General features: G+C 39.9%; 11 protein-coding genes. 10 read left to right on the plus strand and 1 reads right to left on the minus strand.

Features of this window, described 5'->3' with window-relative positions:
* Positions 1 to 78 precede the first annotated feature (78 nt).
* Both F1644_RS15420 and F1644_RS15425 read left to right on the plus strand, forming a co-directional pair.
* Positions 79 to 1,680 carry a sensor histidine kinase gene (locus F1644_RS15420; protein ID WP_229782492.1) on the plus strand — a complete coding sequence of 534 codons (1,602 nt, stop codon included), beginning with the start codon at positions 79 to 81 and terminating at the stop codon, positions 1,678 to 1,680.
* A 26-nt stretch (positions 1,681 to 1,706) separates the two neighbouring features.
* Positions 1,707 to 2,399 (plus strand): response regulator transcription factor, encoded by a 693-nt coding sequence (locus F1644_RS15425; protein ID WP_087419711.1) that lies wholly within the window; start codon positions 1,707 to 1,709, stop codon positions 2,397 to 2,399.
* 55 nt (positions 2,400 to 2,454) lie between these two features.
* On the opposite strand, the gene F1644_RS15430 is transcribed toward F1644_RS15425, so the two are convergent.
* Positions 2,455 to 8,178: an alpha-2-macroglobulin family protein gene (locus F1644_RS15430; RefSeq protein WP_168044580.1), complete on the minus strand. Its 5,724-nt coding sequence runs from the start codon at positions 8,176 to 8,178 to the stop codon at positions 2,455 to 2,457.
* A gap of 267 nt (positions 8,179 to 8,445) precedes the next feature.
* Here F1644_RS15430 and F1644_RS15435 point away from each other — a divergent pair, with 267 nt between their 5' ends.
* The 8 genes from F1644_RS15435 to F1644_RS15470 all read left to right on the plus strand — a co-directional run bounded on the left by F1644_RS15435 (position 8,446) and on the right by F1644_RS15470 (position 22,011).
* The gene (locus tag F1644_RS15435) at positions 8,446 to 9,024 is read left to right on the plus strand and encodes an RNA polymerase sigma factor (protein ID WP_087419713.1); all 579 of its coding nucleotides are present in this window, start codon (positions 8,446 to 8,448) and stop codon (positions 9,022 to 9,024) included.
* A gap of 166 nt (positions 9,025 to 9,190) precedes the next feature.
* Positions 9,191 to 10,387 carry a FecR family protein gene (locus F1644_RS15440; RefSeq protein WP_087419714.1) on the plus strand — a complete coding sequence of 399 codons (1,197 nt, stop codon included), beginning with the start codon at positions 9,191 to 9,193 and terminating at the stop codon, positions 10,385 to 10,387.
* A gap of 37 nt (positions 10,388 to 10,424) precedes the next feature.
* Entirely contained in the window at positions 10,425 to 13,211 is a 2,787-nt protein-coding gene (locus tag F1644_RS15445; RefSeq protein WP_118594363.1) for a TonB-dependent receptor plug domain-containing protein, read from the plus strand.
* Positions 13,212 to 13,223: 12 nt separating this feature from the next.
* Positions 13,224 to 14,606 (plus strand): RagB/SusD family nutrient uptake outer membrane protein, encoded by a 1,383-nt coding sequence (locus F1644_RS15450; RefSeq protein WP_168044581.1) that lies wholly within the window; start codon positions 13,224 to 13,226, stop codon positions 14,604 to 14,606.
* A gap of 30 nt (positions 14,607 to 14,636) precedes the next feature.
* Positions 14,637 to 18,155, plus strand: a complete 3,519-nt coding sequence (locus F1644_RS15455; protein ID WP_229782493.1) for a SusC/RagA family TonB-linked outer membrane protein — start codon at positions 14,637 to 14,639, stop codon at positions 18,153 to 18,155.
* Between the two features lie 12 nt (positions 18,156 to 18,167).
* The gene (locus F1644_RS15460) at positions 18,168 to 19,667 is read left to right on the plus strand and encodes a RagB/SusD family nutrient uptake outer membrane protein (RefSeq protein WP_087419717.1); all 1,500 of its coding nucleotides are present in this window, start codon (positions 18,168 to 18,170) and stop codon (positions 19,665 to 19,667) included.
* Between the two features lie 14 nt (positions 19,668 to 19,681).
* Positions 19,682 to 20,416, plus strand: coding sequence for a DUF4843 domain-containing protein (locus F1644_RS15465; protein WP_118305339.1), 735 nt, complete (start codon positions 19,682 to 19,684; stop codon positions 20,414 to 20,416).
* 14 nt (positions 20,417 to 20,430) lie between these two features.
* Positions 20,431 to 22,011, plus strand: coding sequence for a PKD-like family lipoprotein (locus tag F1644_RS15470; RefSeq protein WP_087419719.1), 1,581 nt, complete (start codon positions 20,431 to 20,433; stop codon positions 22,009 to 22,011).
* The last annotated feature ends 73 nt before the right edge of the window (positions 22,012 to 22,084 follow it).

A 22,084-nucleotide genomic window follows, 5' to 3' on the forward strand; every position in this document is an offset into this window, starting at 1 on the left:
TTTTCATGATATTTTCTTTTCAAGTCATTGCATGATGAAATAAAAAATGCTATTTTCGCTGATTGTATATGGCAGCTTATGATTAAAAAAATAATAATCAGAATATTATCTATCATTATGCTTATCGCTTTTATCGCGGTGGTGAGCGTGCAATGGATTTGGATGAAATATAGTATGCGGGAAGGTGAGGCTCGTTTCACCTCAAAGGTGTACGATGTTTTAGGGAAGGCTGTTAATCTGGTTGAGCAAACTAATAATATTCGTCTTTTTAATGATTTGAAAGAACGCTACACGCAGGTGGAGGAAGTTATTTCTACGATGAATCATGCTCAGGATTCTGTATTGGCGGATGAAGATCCGGGTAATAACGAAATCTCTCTTTTTTCGCTTGCTTTCTCTAAAGGTAAAGTCGGAGAAGGGCAGGGGGGAAATATCTCTAGCATGTTGAGGATTTTCATGAATCCGGGAGGACGGATGGGCCCCGGCTATATCTTGGAAACGGACCGGGATAATAATATCCTTTATCAGGTGATGCGTTCTGCGACATCGGAGGCCGAAAGATTAGCCGATTCGTTGGAACGTCAGCGAATGATGGATCTGGTACGGGAGTTTGTGATTCGTTATTTGAGGGAGAAAGATCCGCAGATGGCGCAGGTGGAGAAACGTTTGGAGAACGTTGATTTAAATCCTTACTTGAAAGAGGAAATGATCAATACGGGAATTGATAACCCGTTCACGTGGAAGATTATGACCCGGGAGCAAATCGTACAATATATCAAGGAAAAGGGAACAAAAGGATTTTATTACGTGGAATTGTTCCCTAATGACCAGACCACGAAAGATGCTAACCTGTGTGTGATGTTTGACACGAAGGATTCTCTTTTCTATAATAATATGGGATGGATGTTTATCGCTTCGGGTTTTTGTATTATCGGTTTGATGAGCGTGTTTATTATTACGATCGTGATTATCATGCGGCAGCAGAAATTGTCTGTGATCAAGAATGATTTTATCAATAACATGACACACGAGTTCAAGACCCCGTTGGCAACGATTTCACTGGCCACGTCTGCTATTGAGAAAGAAAAGGTGTTGAACGATCGAACACAGATATTGAAGTTTAATTCAATGATCCGTAACGAGAACGAGCGGATGAATAAATACGTGGAAAGAATCTTGTTGCAGGCTAAGCTGGACCGGAGAGAAGTACATTTGAAAAAAGTTCCTGTAAACTTGAACGTGCTGGTGGATGAGGCCGTAGAACATTTCAGACTACAAGTCGAAGAGAAGGGAGGAGTTATTCGAGCCGAACTAGATCCGGAAGGTTATGTAATATCTGCGGACGAGGTACATATGCTGAATGTTGTCTGTAATTTGATTGATAATGCCATCAAATATTCCCATGATTCGTTGAATATATACATATACACGAAACAGGAGGGTAACCGTTTTATTATTGGAGTTCGAGACACGGGAATCGGAATTCCGAAGGAGGCGCAGGACAAGGTGTTCAAACGTTTCTATCGGGTACCTAGCGGGAACGTGCATAACGTGAAAGGGTTCGGATTGGGGTTGAGCTATGCAAAATCGATCGTGGAATTGCATGGCGGAGAGATCCAGTTAACCTCGAAGAAGAATAAGGGGACTCAAGTAGAGATTATTTTTAAAATGGAGAGTTGAAATAGTAAATATATAAATAAATAGATATGGGACATAAAATACTCTTGGTAGAAGACGATCCTTGTTTCGGGTCGGTTCTGAAATCTTATTTGGAGTTATCCGATTACGATGTGATACACTGCACGAACGGAGTCGATGGCTTTGAAGCATTTCGTAAGGAAAAGTTCGATTTGTGTCTATTGGATGTGATGATGCCCGAGATGGATGGTTTTACTTTAGGTAAGAAAATCCGGGAGCTGGACGTTACAGTACCTTTCGTGTATATCACCGCTAAAAGTATGAAGGATGACATGAAATTGGGTTACGAGATTGGGGCAGATGATTATATTGTTAAGCCGTTTGATTCCGAATTGTTGATCTTTAAGATTAAAGCTATTCTCAGCCGTTGCGAACATGAAGAAACGGAAGTGAAACCTAAATTGATAGAATTGGGAGCTTACTTGTTTAACACGGAGTTGCGTACGATTACAAAAGGTGATGAAGTTATTAAGTTGACCCCGAAAGAGTCTCGTTTGCTGGAATTATTATATTATCATCGGGATGGTCTGTTACAACGTGATAAGGCCTTGAATGAGATCTGGGGAGCCAGCGATTATTTCACGGCCCGTAGTATGGATGTTTACGTGACCAAGTTGAGAAAATATTTTAAAGATGATCCAGCGATCAAAATAGAAAATGTACATGGATCAGGTTTCCGCTTAATTTTGGAAGAGAAATAAATGTGAGACTACAAAAAGAAAAGTTGAGAATCAAATTCTCAACTTTTCTTTTTGTTTACTGAACGGTAACGCTTCCTGCGTCACTATTCGCTGAATATTGTGGAGCATAAATACATTGTAAGGTGGTAATGCCATCTTGATAAGTCCCACTTTGGGCAATCCATACCGTGTATTCGAACACGTGCGTGCCTTTGGGGAGGAAATCAAAGAATAAATTTGTTGCGACATCTGTGGTTTCTTGATAGTATCCAAGATTGTCTTGCCAGCGGTTACCAGATAGCTGTTCTGTGGGTTCGAAACATCCGGCTCTCAAATCTTTCAGATGTACGAATTGCATATCCTGATCATTGGTTACCGTGATACGGATACAAATTCGGTCTCCGACTTGTAACTCCTGTCCTACCAGTGGGGTAAGTGTATTGCCATTGGCATTTTCTTTCTGAATGAAAAGATTTTTCTTCACGGAGATACCACCTGAATGACTGGTAATCTTGTCTAATTTTTCAAAGTATTGTAAATATAGACCACCCCAACTTGTTTGTTGCTGTTTCTTTGAAAGGGTTACGTTCATCATCTTCGAGGTAATTTCTTTACTCGTGAAAGTTTGTTTGATGTAACCGAGTGTTTTTTCTTCCGGGGAAACATTCAGGTTCTTGTTTCCGAGTTTGATAGTCAGTTCTTCTTCTGATGCCAATTGATTATTTCCCGTGAGTAACAAGGCATAAATGGCGTCTACCGTACTTGGCGTTGATCCCCAGCTTTGGGTTTGTTTCTGCCGTAATAACCATTGTTTCATCAACTCCGTATCCATGGAATTTCCTTCGATCTCCCGGAAGGCGCTCATGATGGTCACGTGGGTTTGAATAGTGGAATTCGTGAACAGGGTAGAACGGTTGTTTGCCCAATACATTCCCATTTCGGGGGTTGTCGTGGAATATTCTTTCAGAGAACGGATAATTTGTTTGGCAATATCCGTTTTACCGTAACGTTGCATAGCGATGGCAGTTAAGGCTTTTTCGTAAAGAGAAAGTTTTGTCCATGACGTTTCCAGTTGGCCGAGATAATATTTATGTGCCTCCAGAGCCTCTGTCAGTGGAATATCTCTGTATGCGCTACGTGTGTACAAGTACAAGATTTGAGAATATCCGGCTGTCTCCACGTGTTTGTAGGATTCCTGTATTTGTTTATCCAGGAATTGTAATGCCTTGATTTGCATCTTTTTCACCTGTTCCGGGTGACTTGTGACGTTTAAAGAGACAAGTCTTGCCATAGCTTCCAGCACGTTTTCTGTCATGAAGGTACTGGAATTAAATCCTTTAAACCAAGACCATCCGCCATCTTCATTTTGCAGTTCGGCAAGTTTGTTGATCGCTTGTTGTGAGATGTAATTTTGGCGATTAACATCCAGAAGTTCTCCTAATGAATGCATCTGTTGAGTTTCATTCTGGGCATCGGTTACCCAGGGAGAAAGTTGCAATAGGATAGATTTCAATTCCGGGTTCTTTTCTAACGGAGAGGTTAGGGTGGCATCTGGTTTTTGCATCCACTGCTGGATGGTATTTGTGATCTGCGGGTTTGCGTTGGCAATGGCCGTGGCAAGTGTACTGACATAATAGGATGCCGTGATTTCGGTCACGTTATCTGTTTGTGGAGTGTTTATAGTCGGTAGAGCTAACACTGCATACCATATCGGGTTTGCCGTGAGTTCCAGGGTCAGGCGATACGGGGTGACACCTTTCGGGGCATTCAGCTTGAATGTTTGTTGGCCTTGTTGACTCGTGAATATGGGTAGTGTCTGGGTGACTAAAGTTGCGTTAGGAACCACGGGCAGTACGTGCTGTTCTCCATCACTGAATTCTGAAGAAGAGGCAACAATGCGACAGCCGAGTAAATCTATGTTCTCCGGGGCGGTAAATTCAAAGTTGACGGTTTGATTTTCCTGTGCCTTCACGTTAAACGTTACCTGCTGTTTGCTGATCACAGCATTGGTTGAGGGAACGAATAACTCAAGGTAGGCTTCTCCTTGCTGTATTTCCAACGAGAGATTATTAATTGTGGCTTGTAATACGACTTTATCCCCTGTACGTACGAATCGTGGTAAGTTCGTGTTAACCATGAATTTCTTACTTGTAACGACGAGTTTTTCAATTTGTCCGAACTGCATGGTCGGTGTGTGTGCCAGAGCCATGAATTTCCACGTGGTGGTTGATTCCGGTACTGTAAATTTAATGACCACGTTACCGGTTGAATCTGTCAAGAGTTGAGAGAAGAAAAAGGCTGTTTCTTGGAAATTTTGCCTGATTTCCGGGCTGGCAAGTTCGCCGGTTACAAAGGCCTCGTCCCTGGATTCTTTAAAAGAAGATATTCCTCTGATGTAGAGTTTCGGGTCGGAATTACTTAAGTTGGAAACTCCTGCTACTTTTCCGAAAGCAACAACCGCTACGTCTTCTGTCGTAGATTCTTCTGCTAAGGCTCCCGGTACTCCATCGTATCCTCTTACCATGATCTGTGCCTCGTTAGAGAATCCAAACTGATTTAGGCCATATAGATTTAATACATCATATTTAAATCTAGGGACATTTGCCCATTTGATGTGTTCGCTTAAATAACCGTTTAGCGGATAGGTGGTATATCTCCATCTGGGGGGCATGCTATAAGTGGAGTAGACAGGATTGAAGTTCCAGTGATGTGAACGAATTTTATCCAGCGAGACATCGTACATTCCTGCCATCATTTCCGCAATAACGGCTTTCCCTTGTTCGGTTTTGATAATGAATGACCATTCTTCCTGTTGTCCGGGAGTAAGGTGATCTCGGAATGTTTTCGTGGTAATATCCAGTTGTTTGCTTGTTTCTTTACGAGTTAAAGTAATGTTTTCTAGGAAGAATTTGTCATCCTTTATGTAACTGATAAAGACTTCAGCTGTTGGACCGTAAGTTTCCTTGTAAGGGATAGACAAGGTTGTATTGGAATTATTCAGCATGAAGCGTTTGCGTTCCATGAATTTCTGATTGGAATATACCTCATATAACACGTACACCTCTCTAGCGGACGAACCCACCAGAATTTTGGCATCTTCACCGGGAGTACATTCCGTTTTCTCTTGCACGCACCAATAGTAAGTCGGATAGGGAGGACGTTCGTCTTGCGTGGAATAAAGATAGACGATTCTTTGGTAAGTAATATCTTGATCGTTCCCTGTCCCTGCAAATTTCAACAGGTATGCACCGGAAGGTAAGGATGACAAGTTCATTTCCAGTTTTTTGTCTTCTCCGGTAGTGAACGTTCCTTCTCGAACTTTTTTGTCAATGGGTAGATTCCCTTCGTCATATTGCTCTCCTAATTTCTGTAACGGTTTAAGAGAGAACAGTTCGTATGTGATATTTTCTGTCAAGGGATAACCGAGTTGATTTTGGGTTGTAACCAGAATCTTACTTGGAAGATCTTTATTGATTTCAGGGGTTATGAGGGAGTTTAACTGATAACGTTGATTTGTGATGATAATCGGGTATTGCGCCTCCTGAGTTTCCCCGTTGGACGTTGTAACCGTGACGGAAACGGTATAAGTATTGAATCCTCTGTATATTGCAGGAGTATTGGGAGCTTCTTTCGTTTGGAAAGAGATCTCAAATTCTCCTTTTGTATTCGTTTGTGTTTTTCCTGCTGCAATCGTATTTTCCTGGAGGCCCCAATCAAAAGTACGGGTTTGGATGGTGTAGGTAACCTTGCTATTTTCGATGTTGACTCCGGAATAAGTTTTGGCAATACCGGAAACGGTAAGCCGGTCCCCTAATTTATAGGCATCCTTCAGTGGGTTAAACGTGATCTCGAATTTTGGACGTTTGTATTCTGCTACGGTGATCATTTGTCTACCTCCATCAGTAGAGATGATAAACATACCATTCAACACTTCTTTGGGCAAGGAGAACTTTCCGGCAAAGGATCCGAACTTGTTTGTCCGGACTTCTTGTTTTGCGATAACCTGTTGATTCACGTCTTGTAAAGTTACCGTATAGTTTTTTCCGACAATCGCTTTGGACGCATCTTGGGTGGATTCCCAACTGATGCCGCTGAAATATACTATTTGTCCGGGACGATATATTGCCCTGTCCGTAAAAAGGTTTACCGAAGATAATTGGGCATCGGTACGACCAATGTATTGGTAGGGAAGGCGGTTTATTGTACCATGATTATCTTCTCCCAGGGTAACTTGATAATAATTGTCAGGATTGGATTCATTCAACGTGGCAATCCCGTTTTTGTCGGAAGAAAATTCTCCTGCGAGACTGTACTTTTGTCCGTTTCTCTTGTAGATTTTTACTTTTGCTCCTTCGATGGGTTTCCCGCTAATGAGATCACAAACGAGGACATTATAAGTTGTTTCTCCCGTTTTGCGGGCAATGGTAGATAGACGACTGGAACTGAAATAGGATGAGTCCGCTTTGGAATTATTTGCGTAAGACACGGTTAACTGGTAACGTCCCGTGTTAGGTACGGGAAGTCGTAGAATCGTGTCCTGAGAATCCAGTCGCTTGGGAAGACGATACGTGTGAGTCGATATTTTTTCCAGTTTCGGAACTCTTTTGTTCAAATTCAGGTATTCCAGAGTGGGTTCCGTGATTTTGTACAGCGAGATTGAAATTTCTGATAAGTTCTTGAAGGAAAGGTTCACCTCTTGTTTGTGTCCCGGGTACACGTTGGGATTTATAGAATAAGATACGGTAGTTTGGGTGATTTCCTTGGCTAATTGTTTTAAAACGTCTATCCGGAAATACTTGGGGAACTGGCGTATCCCGCTATTACATATATCCAAGGCTTTTTGAGGATCTCTGTTACTTGAAATATAATTTCCCTGGTAATAATATTGGGCAAGTTTGTAAAGAATTTCAACTTTGTAAGGGTTTTTGCTATATTGTTGTGACAATTGTTCTAAAGCCTGAATGTATAAAGAATCGTTCAGACTTAAACCGATGATATTGTTCGCATACTCCAAACGGTCCAGATCGGAAATAAGAATGGCATCCGTGCGTTGAGCCGCGATCTCGGATTGTAATAACGATTGATAAAGTTTGAGCGTGTTTGAATAAGCATCCATCTTTTTTACCTCGATGGGCATTTGTACAAATTCTTTCATCGGGGCGAACAGTAGTTGCTTGTTCGTGATAGCTTCTTGTTTATCGTAACGAGAAATAGTGTTTAGAATGTCAATACTGCGATACACGAGAAAATCGTACATCGTTGGGCGAAGTGCCGGTGAGTTTTTCCCAAGTACGAGAATTTCTTTGTACGAGAGGCAATTTACCTCGGAGAGTTGGGGTTGGGCTTTTACCGCATCCAGTGCGTGTTGGAATATTTTTTCTCGATATATGTTACCTGTCCATTCTGACATATTACGGGGTACGTAACCCGTGATTGGTGTTCTACGGTTGATCTTGCCTTGCTGGGTATTGAAGTACATTTGATAAAGTTCTGCCAATAACGAGTGGAGAATACTTTTTTCAACAATATTCTGGTCTGTTTCTATGTATTCTTCCAAGTTTTGTAACATGGGAGGAATACTGTCCATGTCAATCAAAGATTGGTATTTGATCTGGCGGATTAATGATTGAATCAGTAATGGAGAATTTTTTTCTTTTACTGCTTTCTGATAATCCTTTTGCGCCTCGATTAAGGCTGTTTTCGGTGCTGCCTCTTTTTCTTTGTCGGAAACATTTTTTTGTCCGAAAGCGGCAAGTACGCCGAATATTAATACCGTGATAATAAGTAATCTTTTCATCATATCGTTATCTGTTTAATTATTCTTTTCCTTTCTATGTTTATTCGCAATTCCCGGGGGAAATGTTATTACATAGATGCGGGGAGAACAGAAATTCCATAAATGTAAGATAAATAATTGAAGTTTTTTAGAATTATGTAATTGATATTAAGTCGAGAAATTTAAATCTTTGGATATTGGTGAATTTTACTATATATTTGTGGCGATGGAAATAATAGCGTGATCTATTGATTATTAGTGATTTATATATATACTTTTACATTTTAGAGAATGATGAATCGGCTCACGGAAAAAGTCTTGTTTGAAAAATTGCAACAAGGAGATCAAAAGGTTCTGAAGAATTTCTTTGATGATACCTTTGCTTTGTTTGTTGCTTTTGCTCAAGATTTTTTAGGGCGAGATGATGCTTGTGAGGATATTGTACAGGATACTTTTGTTACTTTTTGGGAGCAGAAAGAGTCCTTTGAAAATATCTACTATGTAAAGGCGTTTTTTTATAAGACAATACGTCATAAATGCTTGAATCATATCCGCCATCGGAGGATTGCCTCTAAATATGCAGATTCCGTTCAAAAGACTCAAGGAGAGCTTGAAAGTACAACTTATTATGTGGATGCTGTTATTCAAGAGGAAGCATCTCGAATGGTGTATGAAGAAATTTTAAAATTGTCTGAAGTCGGTCGACAAGTGATGTTGTTGGCATTAGAAGGATATTCTAATGATGAGATTGCAGAAAAGTTGGGAATCTCGGTGAATACGGTCAGGACACACAAGGCACGAGCTTATCAATATCTTCGGGGACGTCTGAATGAATTACGAATCTTGCTTCTCTTGTTACAGCCATGGTAGCGTAATGTCGTGGTGATTTTTAGAATATTTTATATTTGAGTCGTTTGTAATCCATTGATAATTACTTCTGTGTAAATAATTCTTTAAAAAAATGTCGTTTTTTTAAAGAAAGGTGTCGTCTTGTTTTTTCTTACGAGTGTTGTAGGCATTGAAAAGGAGAAATAAGATGATGAAAAAGATTGTTGATGTAATTAAATTAGGAGAGAGTGTTGGAAGAAAACTGTCTGATAATGCGACTGAAACAGATAAACGGAGAATTTCTGATTGGGATGAAACCGCATCTGGTAAAGAGGAGGTGTTAGAAAAATTATCAGACCCGGATTATATCCAAGAAAAAACATTGTATTATAAAAGTTTTGATATAGCGGGAGCCTGGAAACGGGCAAAAGTCCGGAAATTGGCTCAACAGAAGAGCATGCACTCTAAGATGCGGAAGTTGGTCTGGGGTGCTGCGGCAGCTGTGACCGTTTTGTTGAGTGCTACCGTTTATTTGTTTCAACAGGATGACATTGTAAAGGAAAATGTGGAGGTCCATCAAGCGATTGCCAATATATTACCGGGACGTGGAGTTCCTGTTTTATATCTTGATGATGATAGACAGATTGCCTTGAATGCAGACACATTAGATATTGAAGGAACAAGAGGTATAGAAGTTGGAAAGAAAATGATCACTTATTCAAAAGATCAGATCGAAAAAGAAGAAAAATACAATAAAATTGTTGTTCCTAAGGGCGGAGAATTTCATCTGGTATTGGCTGATGGCAGTGAAATCTGGTTAAATGCAGAATCTACATTGCAATATTTTGTGCATGATATAGCAAAGGAACGTGTTGTATATCTTCAAGGGGAGGCTTATTTTAAAATTGCTAAAAACGAGCAACGTCCTTTTAAGATTATTTCCGGCGAGCATGAGGTGAAAGTGTTAGGGACAGAATTTAATGTTAATGCTTATTTAGGGGCTCCGATGATCTACACCACGTTAATTGAAGGGAAAGTAAACGTGGGTGTGGTTAATCGCCCGGATATAGGGCAAGTTCTACAAGAAAATGGTAGACAGAGTGTTTATAACCCGAACAATAAGAGTATCTCTTTACGCCATGTTGATCCTCGGATTTATACAGCTTGGAAGGATGGTTATTTTATTTTTAGATATTCGACGTTGAGGGAGGTTATGCAACAACTATCTCGATGGTATGATTTTGAATATGAGGTACCTGATATGCTTTTGGATAAATACCATTTCTCCGGAGAGTTTAAACGTTTTGATAATCTTGATCGAGTGCTTGAAATTATTCGCTCGACAGGTATTCCTTTCGTTTTAGACATTAAAAATGGTAAAGTAATTATTCGGGAAGAAGCATAATAACTGTTTATACTTAAATCAATTAATTCATTAACTTATGATTAAACTTTTGCGAGGGAAAAAAAGAAAGTATCCTGGAAAAAGTCGAAATAACATTTTTGTTTGGCGAGCTATTTTCGGGGTCATGATTCTGGTTGGAAGTTCTGTATTGGTGGCAGCACAGACCGGAATAAAGAAAAATGTACAAACTCGTGATGAGAAGGCAATCCTTGGAAATAGTTTCAGTGGGAATCAATTGAAACGTTTTCATCCGACTAATCTCTTGAAAGCTTTGCAGGTAGTGGAACCCTCTATGATAATAGATAGGGCTGAGGAGTGGTATGGCTCTGATCCTAATTACGTACCGTCTGAAATTACTTTTCGAGGTGTAAAAACAATTTTGGGAAAAGAGGGAGGAGTGTTACCATTGATTATTGTTGATGGCTATGAAATATCGATGGATCGCTTGGCTGATTTCGATATAAATCGGGTAGAACGTGTAACCATTCTTAAAGATGCAACCGGAACAGCTATTTATGGTGTTCGGGCCGGGAATGGTGTAATCGCAATTACAACTAAAAAAATGCAAGCAGGAAGTCTTCGCTTGTATTATCGTTTTGATGGAGGAATTGATGTTGCAGATCTGAGTAGTTACGATATAATGAATGCTTCTCAGAAACTGGCATTAGAGAAAAGTATGGGTATGTATGATGGGAATGATGCTCTTTATCAAGAGCGGTTGAAAAATGGTAACACGAATTGGTTGAAAGTACCTCTACAAAAACCATTCCGGCATAAACATCAACTTGAGATAGAGGGAGGGGACAGTTCAATTTTGTATCGGGCCTATTTCTTGGCTACACCGGGTAATAAAGGTGTCATGAAAGGCTCTAAGCGAGATCATTATGCTATCGGAACCCGTTTAGATTATCGAAATAGTAAGTTATATGTTTCTGATGAGTTACGTATAGATGTGATTTATGGAAAAGAGTCTCCTTATGGTGTATTTCAGGATTATATGTTGATTAATCCATATTATCGTAAGGGAAGTGGGGGACAACACTCCGCATCTGTTATGGGAGAGGGAACTTTTAGTGAACAAGTATCCCCGTATTATGAGGCCTCTTTATCCAGTTTTTCAAAATCGAGAGCTACAAGGGTAATGAATACCTTGAATATGACTTGGCAGATTATGGAACATCTGGAGTTATCTGGTAATTTCACTTTTACCAAAGATTTTAATAAGTTCGATCAGTATATTTCTTTTAAATCGGAATATTTTAGTGATCTACCTTTAGATAGTGCCGAGCTAGCCGGTCAATATAAAATTCGTCGGGAAAATACCACAATTTATGAAGAAGATTTGGTTTTAAATTATTCGAATCAGTTTGATCGTCACCATTTGAACGTGTCATTAGGGATTCACGGGTATGCGGCAAAAGATTATAGTGATAATTATATAGGTGTTGGTTTGCCTAGTGATCATATGGACTATATTTCTTTTGCAAAGACTTATGCGTTTAATACAAGACCGGGAGGCCGGGAGGCATTTGATCGTCTTTTTAGCGGATATTTAAGTGGTAGCTATAATTTTGATCAGCGTTATGGGGTGGATGTTAGCCTACGGGCGGACAAGTCATCTCGTTTAGCTCCTAAAAAACGAGTTACAATGGCTTGGTCCGTGGGGGGATATTGGAATGTTCGTAACGAGAAATTCCTGCAAGAGAGCAATGTTCTAAATCAACTTGTATTGTCGGCAGGTATTGGTATGACTCCGGGATTTCAGTTCGATTACGATCAAGTGAATCCAATGTATGCTTATGATATTGATAATCCTTATTTGAACGCGACAAGTAGCTCCAATAAACTGGGTTTAGTGACATTGAATCCGATCAATGATTATAATAAAAAATTGAAATGGAGAAGTGATCATAACTTCTACGTTGGAATCCGGTTTACTCTGTTCGACCACTTATCAGCAAACGTACGTTATTACAATACGTTGAGTAAGGATGTTGTTACCCGGATAAAGGATAATGTTGTAAATGGCTCCGCTTGGAAATGGAATAATGGGGGAGAAATTCGGAATAGCGGGTTAGAGTTTGGGCTAAATGCAGACATCTTGAAAGATGTAAACGGGTTGTCTTTAGGCCTTTTATGGAATGGAACATTCAATAAAAATAAACTGGAAACTTGCCCGAATGATTTTATGGCTGAGTGGAATGAAAGTAATCAAACATCAACTCTTCAGCTAAAGGAAGGGAAAGCGGTCAATGCGATTTATGCCGTAGATTCAAAGGGAATTGATGCACAAACAGGTAAAGAAATCTTCATTACACAGAATGGAACCGAAACGAATCAATGGGAGGCAACGAACTTGGTCTACCAAGGAGATCCGACTCCTAAGTTGGCAGGTAGTTTTGGTTTATTGGGAAGTCTGAAAAATTGGAGTTTTAATTGTATGTTCCGTTATTCTTTCGGATCTAAGATATACAATATAACGGCGGTGAGATACGTGGATGAGGCCTCTATTGGACAAAACGGGCCGGTTGATATGATGGATAAATGGCAAAAGGCCGGGGATCAGACCGAATATTTAGGCTTTGATAATTCCACGACGTTACCAACATCTCGTTTTGTTGAGTCAAGGAATATGATTTCTTTAGCATCTTTACGGGTGGATTATCAATTTGATAAAAATCTGGCTAATAAATTATATATGCAGGATTTGCATCTTGGATTAAGTTGTAATGACTTATTCCATTATTCATCGGTTAAAATGCCTAGAGGGTTGATTTATCCTTTTGCCCGCAGTTTCACGTTGTCACTTCAAGCTACCTTTTAAAAAGAAATAATTATGAAGAAATTACTATATATGGTAGTGGCGGTATTGGCGCTAAGTTCATGTAACAATTGGTTTGATGTCGCCCCGAAAGAGGAATACATAGATGAGGACGCTTTGTTCAGTAGTGAATCTGCATTTCGTAATGCACTGAATGGGATTTACACGGAATTACGTTCATCTGAGTTGTTTGGTTCAAATTTAGGTTTAGGGGGAATAGAGTTTATGGGACAAACTCTTGTGCCTGATTCAGAATTGAAACCGATTGCAGAATTTGATTACGATTCTCAGATCATGAAAGAAAAAATAGAGCAGGTTTGGGCATCCATGTACCATGCGATCTATTCATGCAATAATTTGCTCCGGTTATTCGATAAGAATCAAGATGTGATTTTTATAAAAGGAGCGAGAGAAGTCATGTTGGCAGAATTGAAAGTGTTGCGGGTGGCAATGCATTATGATTTGGTCCGTTTGTTCCATCCGGCATATACCTCTGAGCCTTCTTTTAAAGGCATATATTGGAAAGAGAGTACGGGGGATGAACTGCAACAATTGTCTACGCAAGAATTGTGTACGAAAATGTTAGCTCAATTGACAGAGGCGATTGCAATTCTGAAAAAATATGATCCTATTTATACTGGTGAATCTTTGAATTCAGATGGGTTGTTCGGAATGGCACCTTCTAATCGGGTGTGGAAAATGAATTATTATGCAGCTTTAGGATTAAAAGCACGTATTGCATTAGCGTTAGGGACGGAAGCCGGATACCTTGATGCCCGGGCTTGTGTGGATGAAATCCTTGAAGGCGGATATTTTTCTTTTGCAACTTCTGCCGGGACTGATTTGGCATTTTCTAGAGAGCATTTGTTGGGGTTACCTTCTCCGAAAGAGGGATTACAAGCATTAGGATACACCTTATTCCGAGACAAAGGGGTCGTTTTATCTCCTATTGTGCAGGTTGAGGAATGGAAACAGGAAGCTCCTGATGATATTCGTTTCAGGTCCATGAACAATACCTTACAAAACTTACTTCCTAAATACGATAGTTTAAGTATTGCCGTGTTTAGTGGGGCTCCGCAACAGATTCCCTATATCAAGTTAGGAGAGATTTATTTAATAGGTGCGGAGGCAGCTTTAAAATTGAATGACCTCTCCGGGGCGTATGCTTACTTGAGTACGTTTGTGGATAAGCGTTTCTCCAAGACTTCTATCGTGGAAACTTCGACAGCCACGGAGCTTATGGAAGAGATTGAAAGACAGTACATACGGGAATTTTTGGGAGAAGGGCAGTTGTTCTATTGCTATAAACGTTGGAATTTATCCTCTATTCCGTCTTATGATGGTCGGAATATAGAGATGACAAAGGCTAAGTATGTGTGGCCGATTCCTGCGAATTAACTCTATTTATGGAATTGTAAATGGAATAAGATGATGAAGGAAAAATTAGATAATTTGATCAAGATCAGGAATAGAGAGGGATATATCCTGAAAGTTATTTTGGGTGTATGCTTGTTCCTCTTTTTGCAGGGGACAATGGTAACCCGAAGTTATGCCCAGACGACAAAGGTGAATCTGAATGTACAAAATGTGGAATTGGAATCTGTGTTTATGATGATTCAGCAACAAGTCGGATATAAAGTATTTTATAATAATGAATTGGTGGATGCCAAACAAAAAGTGTCAATACGGGTGACGAATGTATCGCTGGATAGTGCATTACACACATTACTTACCCCTTTGGATATGACTTACAAGCTTGTAAATAAAACAATCGTTGTATCCAATTTAAAACCGGTTACGGCTAAAGCTCAGCCGGAACTTTTGGAAATTACAGGTTTTGTAAAAGATAAGAAGGGGATGCCAATACCGGGAGTAACTGTGATTTATAAGAGTACGCCTACGCTAGGGCGGGCTACTGACGAAAAAGGTTTCTACCGGATTTTAGTTCCTTCTTTGGATGGAGAATTGGTTTTCTCTTTTATCGGAATGAAAACACAAACTGTAGCAATAAAAAAACGAGTAAAGATAGATGTTACGATGGTGGAGGAAGCGACAGAGATGGATGAGGTTATCGTAACAGGGTATGTTCCGAAAGCAAAAAATAGTTTTACGGGAACAGCCGTACAAGTGAAAGGAGATGATTTACGTAAGGTTAATCCGACAAATCTATTTGCCGCACTGAAAGTATTTGACCCGTCTTTTGCTGTTTTGGATGATGAAGGAATGTTTGGATCTGACCCTAATAGAGTTCCGGACAAAATAGAGATTCGGGGCCAGAATAGTATGCCTGACATTTCACAGGGCAACTTACAGACTTATACTTCTTTGCCGATTTTTATTATGGATGGTTTTCAGATTACTGTTCAACAAGTATTTGACTTGGATATGAATCGGGTACAATCCGTGACGATTTTGAAAGATGCAGCGGCAGCATCTATCTATGGTTCCCGTGCTGCTAATGGTGTCATTGTGATTGAAACGAAAGTGCCGGAAGGTGGAAAATTACGTTTTTCTTACACTTTCAACGGAAGTATTCAGGTGCCTGACTTGACTTCTTATAATTTAATGAATGCGTCTGAATTATTGGAATATTTTGAAAAAGCCCAGCTTTTCAATAATGGAAATAAAGGAGATAATACCTCTACGAATATTTATGAAGATTTGGTCGGGGGAAATCCGGGGCGTCAGAATTTGTACACCTTGCTATCTAAAGAAGTCGAGAATGGTGTGGATTCCTATTGGTTGTCTCAGCCACTTCAGACATCTGTTCAACATTCCCATTCTTTGATGTTAGAAGGTGGCGTGCGGTTTGGTGAGAAAGACCGGAGAAGTATGCGTTATCAAGTAAATTTGTCGGCAGCTCCGAGTAATGGCGTTATGAAAGGCTCAAAGCGAGATCGTTATGGAGCTGGATTGAAATTATTGTACAATGATCTTCATGTGCAAATAACAAGTGACATACAAGTTGCTTTAGTGAAGAATACAGACTCTCCTTATGGAAGTTTCTCAACGTATTCAAATTTGTTACCTATCTATCGGATGAAAGATGAGAATGGGAAATACTTCCCCAGACTTTCTTACGAGAATATTCCAGCCTACGAGGGACTGCCTGCCCCGGATTTTACGGGAAGTACTTTTTCAGCCCAATTGAATCCGCTTTATGAGGCGAAATATCTGAATAGCTTCAGTAGAGGGGAGACAACAAATCTGACTTACAATCTGGGCTTAAACTGGGAAGTCATAGAAGGATTACGAGTAAGAAGTACTTTCTCTATTAGTAATGTACAGGATAAAGCCGAAGTGTATCGTTCTCCTCTTTCAGCGGATTTCTTTGACTATACCTCCGTGACAGACGGGGAGGAAACGAATGACGGGTATAATTTGGAGAATATTTACAAACGGGGAACTTATACGATGACAAATTCATCCCAGTTTGATTATTATGGTAGCATAAATGTTTCATATACCAAGTCATTCGGGAGACATTTGGTACAAGGAATCGTGGGGGGAGAACTGAAAGAGACGAATTCTGAGAGTGATGCATACAAGACCGTTGGTTTCTTGGATGACCCTCTAGGATACCCTTCTTACGCCGTGCAATTTGATTCCTATACAGGACCTTCAGGAAGTAGTTCTATTTCTCGTTCAGCCGGAATGTTTGCGAACTTCAATTATTCATGGGATAATCGTTATTTGATAGACTTGACGGGACGTATAGACGGTTCATCTAATTTTGCAAGTAAACAACGTTCAGCACCTTTCTGGTCAGCCGGAGTTCGTTGGAATATTTATAATGAGAAATTTATGAAGACTCATGGTTGGTTTGAAAACCTGGCTGTTCGAGCAAATATTGGTACCGTGGGGAATCAGAATTTCCAGTTGAGTCAGATCATGACGCTTTATAATTTCTTGAAAATGTATGATGGGGTAATGGGAGCTGAGATTATGTCGATTGCAAACCCGGAATTGAAATGGCAAACTACTTTAAATCGTAACATTGGATTGGAATTTAGTTTATTACAAGGTTTAGTGAACTTGGATTTCAATTACTACTCAAATATAACAAAGAACAATTTGACGGATATTGCGATTTTACCTTCTACCGGTTTCTCTACTTATAAAGCGAATATGGGTAAAGTACGTAACCAAGGGTATGAGTTTAGCTTGAGTATAACTCCGATCAAGAAGAATGGTTGGATTGTCAATGCTTTTGTGAATGGCGCTCATAACAAGAATAAGTTATTAAATATTTCTGATGCTTTAAGAGATTATAATGAAGTGATTAAAGAAAACCAGACAGCCCATTTGAATTATGCGGGGTATACTCAATTGGAACGAATTTTCTTATTTGAGGAAGGGCAATCTCTGAATTCGATCTTTGCCGTGCGTTCAATGGGAATTGATCCGGGAACAGGGCAGGAGATTTTTGTTACGGCAGATGGTGTTCAGACATTCCAATGGAATGCTGCAGATCAAGTTGTCGTTGGGAACACGGAACCGACCTTGAAAGGGTATTTTGGTCTTAATGTTGACTATAAGCGCTGGAGTTTCGGGGCTAATTTCCAATATTCTTTCGGGGCGGATCGTTACAACAAGACTTTATACGAGAAGATCGAAGGAGGTAATTTTGCTCAAAACGCAGATCGCCGGGCTTTAACTCAGCGTTGGACCAAACCGGGAGATGTAGCCAAATATCGGGGGTATGGAAATACGGGTCAATTGAAACCCACGTCTCGTTTCGTTCAAAAAGATGATTTCTTGTCCATGACATCAGCGAGATTGAGTTATACATTAAATGCAAATGATTTACAGTCGCTTGGCATTTCGTTGTTAAAGTTCACGCTTTCAACAAATGATCTGTTCTATGTTTCAACAATTAAGCAAGAACGTGGATTGTCTTACCCGTTTGCCCGTACCTTCTATTTTTCATTACAAGCTAATTTTTAAAAGAGAAAGCGTATGAAGAGAATATGTGTTTTATTAACTATAGCGTTCGGACTTCTTCTGTTTAGTTCTTGTGGAGATTGGCTGGATGTACTTCCGAAGTCTCAAATGACGGAAGAGGGGATTTTTGATAATGAAGACGGTTATTATTCTGCATTAGCCGGTATATACGTGAAAATGGCAGATAAAAGCGCCTATGGAAAACATATGACGGTTAGCTCGGTTGAAATCATGGGACAAACGTTGTCTATGGCTCAGGCTTCATTTATTGAACCTTATTATGATCAGGGATGGTTTAATGGGCTGGCAACTTATTATTATGAACGGACAACCCGTTTTAATCAAGTGGAGGATGCAATAACGGGAATGTGGAAAGCGTCCTATAATGCAATTGCAAATGCCAATGAATTGATTTCTAATTTGGAGAAGCAAGATCCTTCGATTTTTGAGGAAGGAGCGAGAGATGTCGTGTTGGGAGAGGCTCTTGCTTTGCGAGCTTATATCCATTTTGATATGTTACGTCTGTTCCAGCCTCCTTATCTAACGGAGGAAGGAAAAACTCAGAAACGAATTCCGTACAAAACGGATTTTGGAATGGAATTTACCCCTTCATCATCATCTGATGAAATATTGGGTTATTTGGTTGGGGACTTGGAGCGTGCGGAAAAGTTATTGAAAGATACCGACCCAATTTCTTCCGGGAAAACTTATAATGCAACCATTTTAAAGAGTGAACGCAAATATAAGATGAACTACTATGCAGTAAGAGCATTGCAAGCGCGGGTTTATCTTTTTAAAGGAGAGTATAAAGCTGCCTATGATGCAGCTATGGAGGTTATTGGTGCGGCAGAAGGTCTGGGTATTCGATTCTTGACAAATGCGGACTTGGGGAGTACGGATTCCGGTAATAATTACGTGAATCGGAGTTGTCCAATGGAAAATATCTTTGGCTTGCTTGTCGATGAGTTAGGGGATTATATCGAAGAGGACCACACGACAGGGAATTCTTATTATGAACGTTTCCGGTTACAATCAACCCGTTACCCGAAATTCTATTCTTCCACGGGTGACATCCGGATTACGGCATGGAAAAAAGGTTCCGGTTCAAGTATGTATTTGGCAAAATATGAACGCCCTACATTAAAGAAAGATTTGGCTCTTTTCCCGCGGCCTATTGTTTCTATGTTGAAATTAGGAGAAATGTACCTGATTGCGGCAGAAGGTGCCGCGGAATCTGTCTCTACCGGAGAGGCGATTCGTTTGTTGAACATCTTGCAACAATCTCGTAACGGAGGAATATTCACGAGTGATGATAAAGAGGCGATTATCTCGGAAATATTGAAAGAATATCGACGTGAAATGATCGGAGATGGGCAGGTGTTCTATGCGTATAAACGACGTAATGTGCCAGAAATTGAAAAGGGGTATGCAACAAGTGGTGTTGTTACCATGTCGGTTGAAAAATATACCCCTGATATTCCAACGACGGAGTTTGATGGTGGAAGAACGTATTAACTTAAAAACGAGAAATGATGGAGACTATAAAACTATTGATTTTTTGTTTGTTACTTGGTGTCTGCATAAATGCATGCAGTCGAGATGAGATCATGATTTTTAAGGAAGAGCAAAATAGTTTGAATTTCCCTAAATACCAGTATCTTTCTACGACCTACAAATATGATAGCCTTCAATTTTCTTCCGTGTTCAGTGGAGGAAATGAAGTGGCTGATTTTTATATTCCTATTCGCGTGGCAGGATCGGTGTCAGATCAAGATCGTGAATATAGATTGCGGGTGAATCCGGAAGAAACATTTGGTATCAAGGAGAATACTCATTATACCTTGGAAACAACACAATTATTTCGAGCCGGAAGATATATAGATTCAACCGTGGTGAAAATCAATGTACAGGCAATAAAAGATGATGCAGTTGAAGGAAGAATATATATAGAGTTGGTTCCTAATGAGAACTTTGTACGTGGTTTAGATTTTTATCAATACATGATTGTAAACGTATCTGGAGTGGGATTAAGTAGTCAGCCCACACTCTGGCGAACAAATTCTTTAGATACATACGGTGGAACCTATTCGTCCGTGAAAGCGGAAAAGTTCATTGAACTGAATGGTATATTGGAAGAAGACTGGAAAGCTCCTAATAAAGCAATACTCTACGCCTATGCGAAGAAAACTTATGAATGGTTTGAGAATAACCCGACGTATGACAATGGCGAGTTAGTGGTATTTAAAGGAACGATAGAATATTGAAAAAAAACAGGTCTATGAAAGTGATAAAAGATTTTATATGTATGTCCTTTGTTTTGATGTTGATCATTACGGGATGTTACGAGGATAAGGGGAGTTATAACTATTCCGAGTGGACGGGTATTGATTCCGTGACCGGAGTAGAAATTCCGGGAAGTTCTTACGGACGTATCTCTTTGTCCGAGGGAGAACTTTTAGAGATAGATCCTAAAATCACCTTTAAGGAGGGGACGAATCCTAATGATTTTGAGTATGCATGGGTTATGGGGGGTGACACTATCGGAACCAGTCTGAAGCTTTCTTGGGAAGTTGCTTTTGGGAATATCGAATTCTTAAGTGGTGAGGCTTATTTCTGGTTGGCTATTCGTAATAAAGTGACCGGGGAAAGCTGGAAACATTATGCTACTTCCAATAATGGTGCTTATATGGTAAAGGTCAAGATTGTCCCGACGGCGATTCCGTTGATTGGAGTGATGATTTACGAGAAGGCCGATGGAACCCTTGAATGGGGATCTATTAAAGGAAGTAACCGGGCAGCTCCGCAACAATTTACAACGGTTTTCACCGAAATGTTTAAACGTTATAATTCGGATAAAGTAATCAAAGGTCCGTTTGTCGGGGCAACGTTTGATACAAGACAATTAAGTATTTACACGCAAGATCCGGATGGATATGGCACGATGATTCAGGCTGCGGATGGACAAACGTACCCGTTTGGTCAGGTAATGGGTTCTGTTCAAAGTCTTACTTTCACGGAGAAACCGACGGCTGTTGTAAAGGCTAAAAATGCTTATTTCAACCATATGCAGGAAATATTGATCGGAAACGAATTGTTCCTTTCTACCATGAATAGTGATTATCCCTATCAGTTAATCAATCCGAATTCTCCGGGTGAAGAGACGGGAGTGGAGCAAGTAATTGGGGCTTTGCCGTATAATCGTAATGCTCCCGTGACCTTACAACGCTTAACGGATGGTAGTATCTATTATTATTTCTACAATGCCAATAAAGGATATAGTCGTCAGCCTTTGTTCGATGGCAATGGGGAGGTCGTGAGATTGGATAAAATGGTTGGGTTATACCATGAGCCGACAGGACAATCGAATACCAAATTGAAATTCTTCCTTGTGGGCAAAAAAGGCAATGAATATAAGATGTATATTTACGAATATCAACAATTTGCAAGAGCAACAGATGTTATTTCTTACCTATCGGAAAAAGATGTGACCCAATGGGCAGGTGGAATGACGGATAACGCTATTTGGTTCACCACGGTTCTGCCTGTTGGTTGGAACTATGCTTACATTGCCAAGGGTAAAGATTTGTGGCGGTATAGTTATGAAGGGTTGGAAACTCCCACTATTGTCAAGAGTTTCCCGGATGATATTGTTTCGGTTGTACCGACACCGAATGCTTCTCTTTTCGGAGATGATGAAAGTAATGAGTTATACACGGCAGTATTTACTTATAATTCAACAACTCAGACAGGATCAATGTACATTATCAACCCTCGTACAACGGTTGTGGAAGAATTCGCATCGAGCGAGAACTCCATACCGGGTAAGGTATTGATGTACCTGCCTTATTTGTCGAATTAAGTTATTCGAGTGATTGAAATTTATTGTGTTTTGGAAATAAATTAAGAGGGACAGGCTCGTGGTTATCAAGGCT

Origin of the sequence: Butyricimonas paravirosa (assembly GCF_032878955.1) — a bacterium.
In the GTDB taxonomy this organism is placed as follows: domain Bacteria; phylum Bacteroidota; class Bacteroidia; order Bacteroidales; family Marinifilaceae; genus Butyricimonas; species Butyricimonas paravirosa.

What these genes read in the sequence shown, in the direction of transcription:
- F1644_RS15420 (WP_229782492.1), top strand. Translation starts at nt 79, where the DNA reads ATGATTAAAAAAATAATAATCAGAATATTATCTATCATTATGCTTATC.
- F1644_RS15425 (WP_087419711.1), top strand. Translation starts at nt 1,707, where the DNA reads ATGGGACATAAAATACTCTTGGTAGAAGACGATCCTTGTTTCGGGTCG.
- F1644_RS15430 (WP_168044580.1), bottom strand. Translation starts at nt 8,178, where the DNA reads ATGATGAAAAGATTACTTATTATCACGGTATTAATATTCGGCGTACTT.
- F1644_RS15435 (WP_087419713.1), top strand. Translation starts at nt 8,446, where the DNA reads ATGATGAATCGGCTCACGGAAAAAGTCTTGTTTGAAAAATTGCAACAA.
- F1644_RS15440 (WP_087419714.1), top strand. Translation starts at nt 9,191, where the DNA reads ATGATGAAAAAGATTGTTGATGTAATTAAATTAGGAGAGAGTGTTGGA.
- F1644_RS15445 (WP_118594363.1), top strand. Translation starts at nt 10,425, where the DNA reads ATGATTAAACTTTTGCGAGGGAAAAAAAGAAAGTATCCTGGAAAAAGT.
- F1644_RS15450 (WP_168044581.1), top strand. Translation starts at nt 13,224, where the DNA reads ATGAAGAAATTACTATATATGGTAGTGGCGGTATTGGCGCTAAGTTCA.
- F1644_RS15455 (WP_229782493.1), top strand. Translation starts at nt 14,637, where the DNA reads ATGATGAAGGAAAAATTAGATAATTTGATCAAGATCAGGAATAGAGAG.
- F1644_RS15460 (WP_087419717.1), top strand. Translation starts at nt 18,168, where the DNA reads ATGAAGAGAATATGTGTTTTATTAACTATAGCGTTCGGACTTCTTCTG.
- F1644_RS15465 (WP_118305339.1), top strand. Translation starts at nt 19,682, where the DNA reads ATGATGGAGACTATAAAACTATTGATTTTTTGTTTGTTACTTGGTGTC.
- F1644_RS15470 (WP_087419719.1), top strand. Translation starts at nt 20,431, where the DNA reads ATGAAAGTGATAAAAGATTTTATATGTATGTCCTTTGTTTTGATGTTG.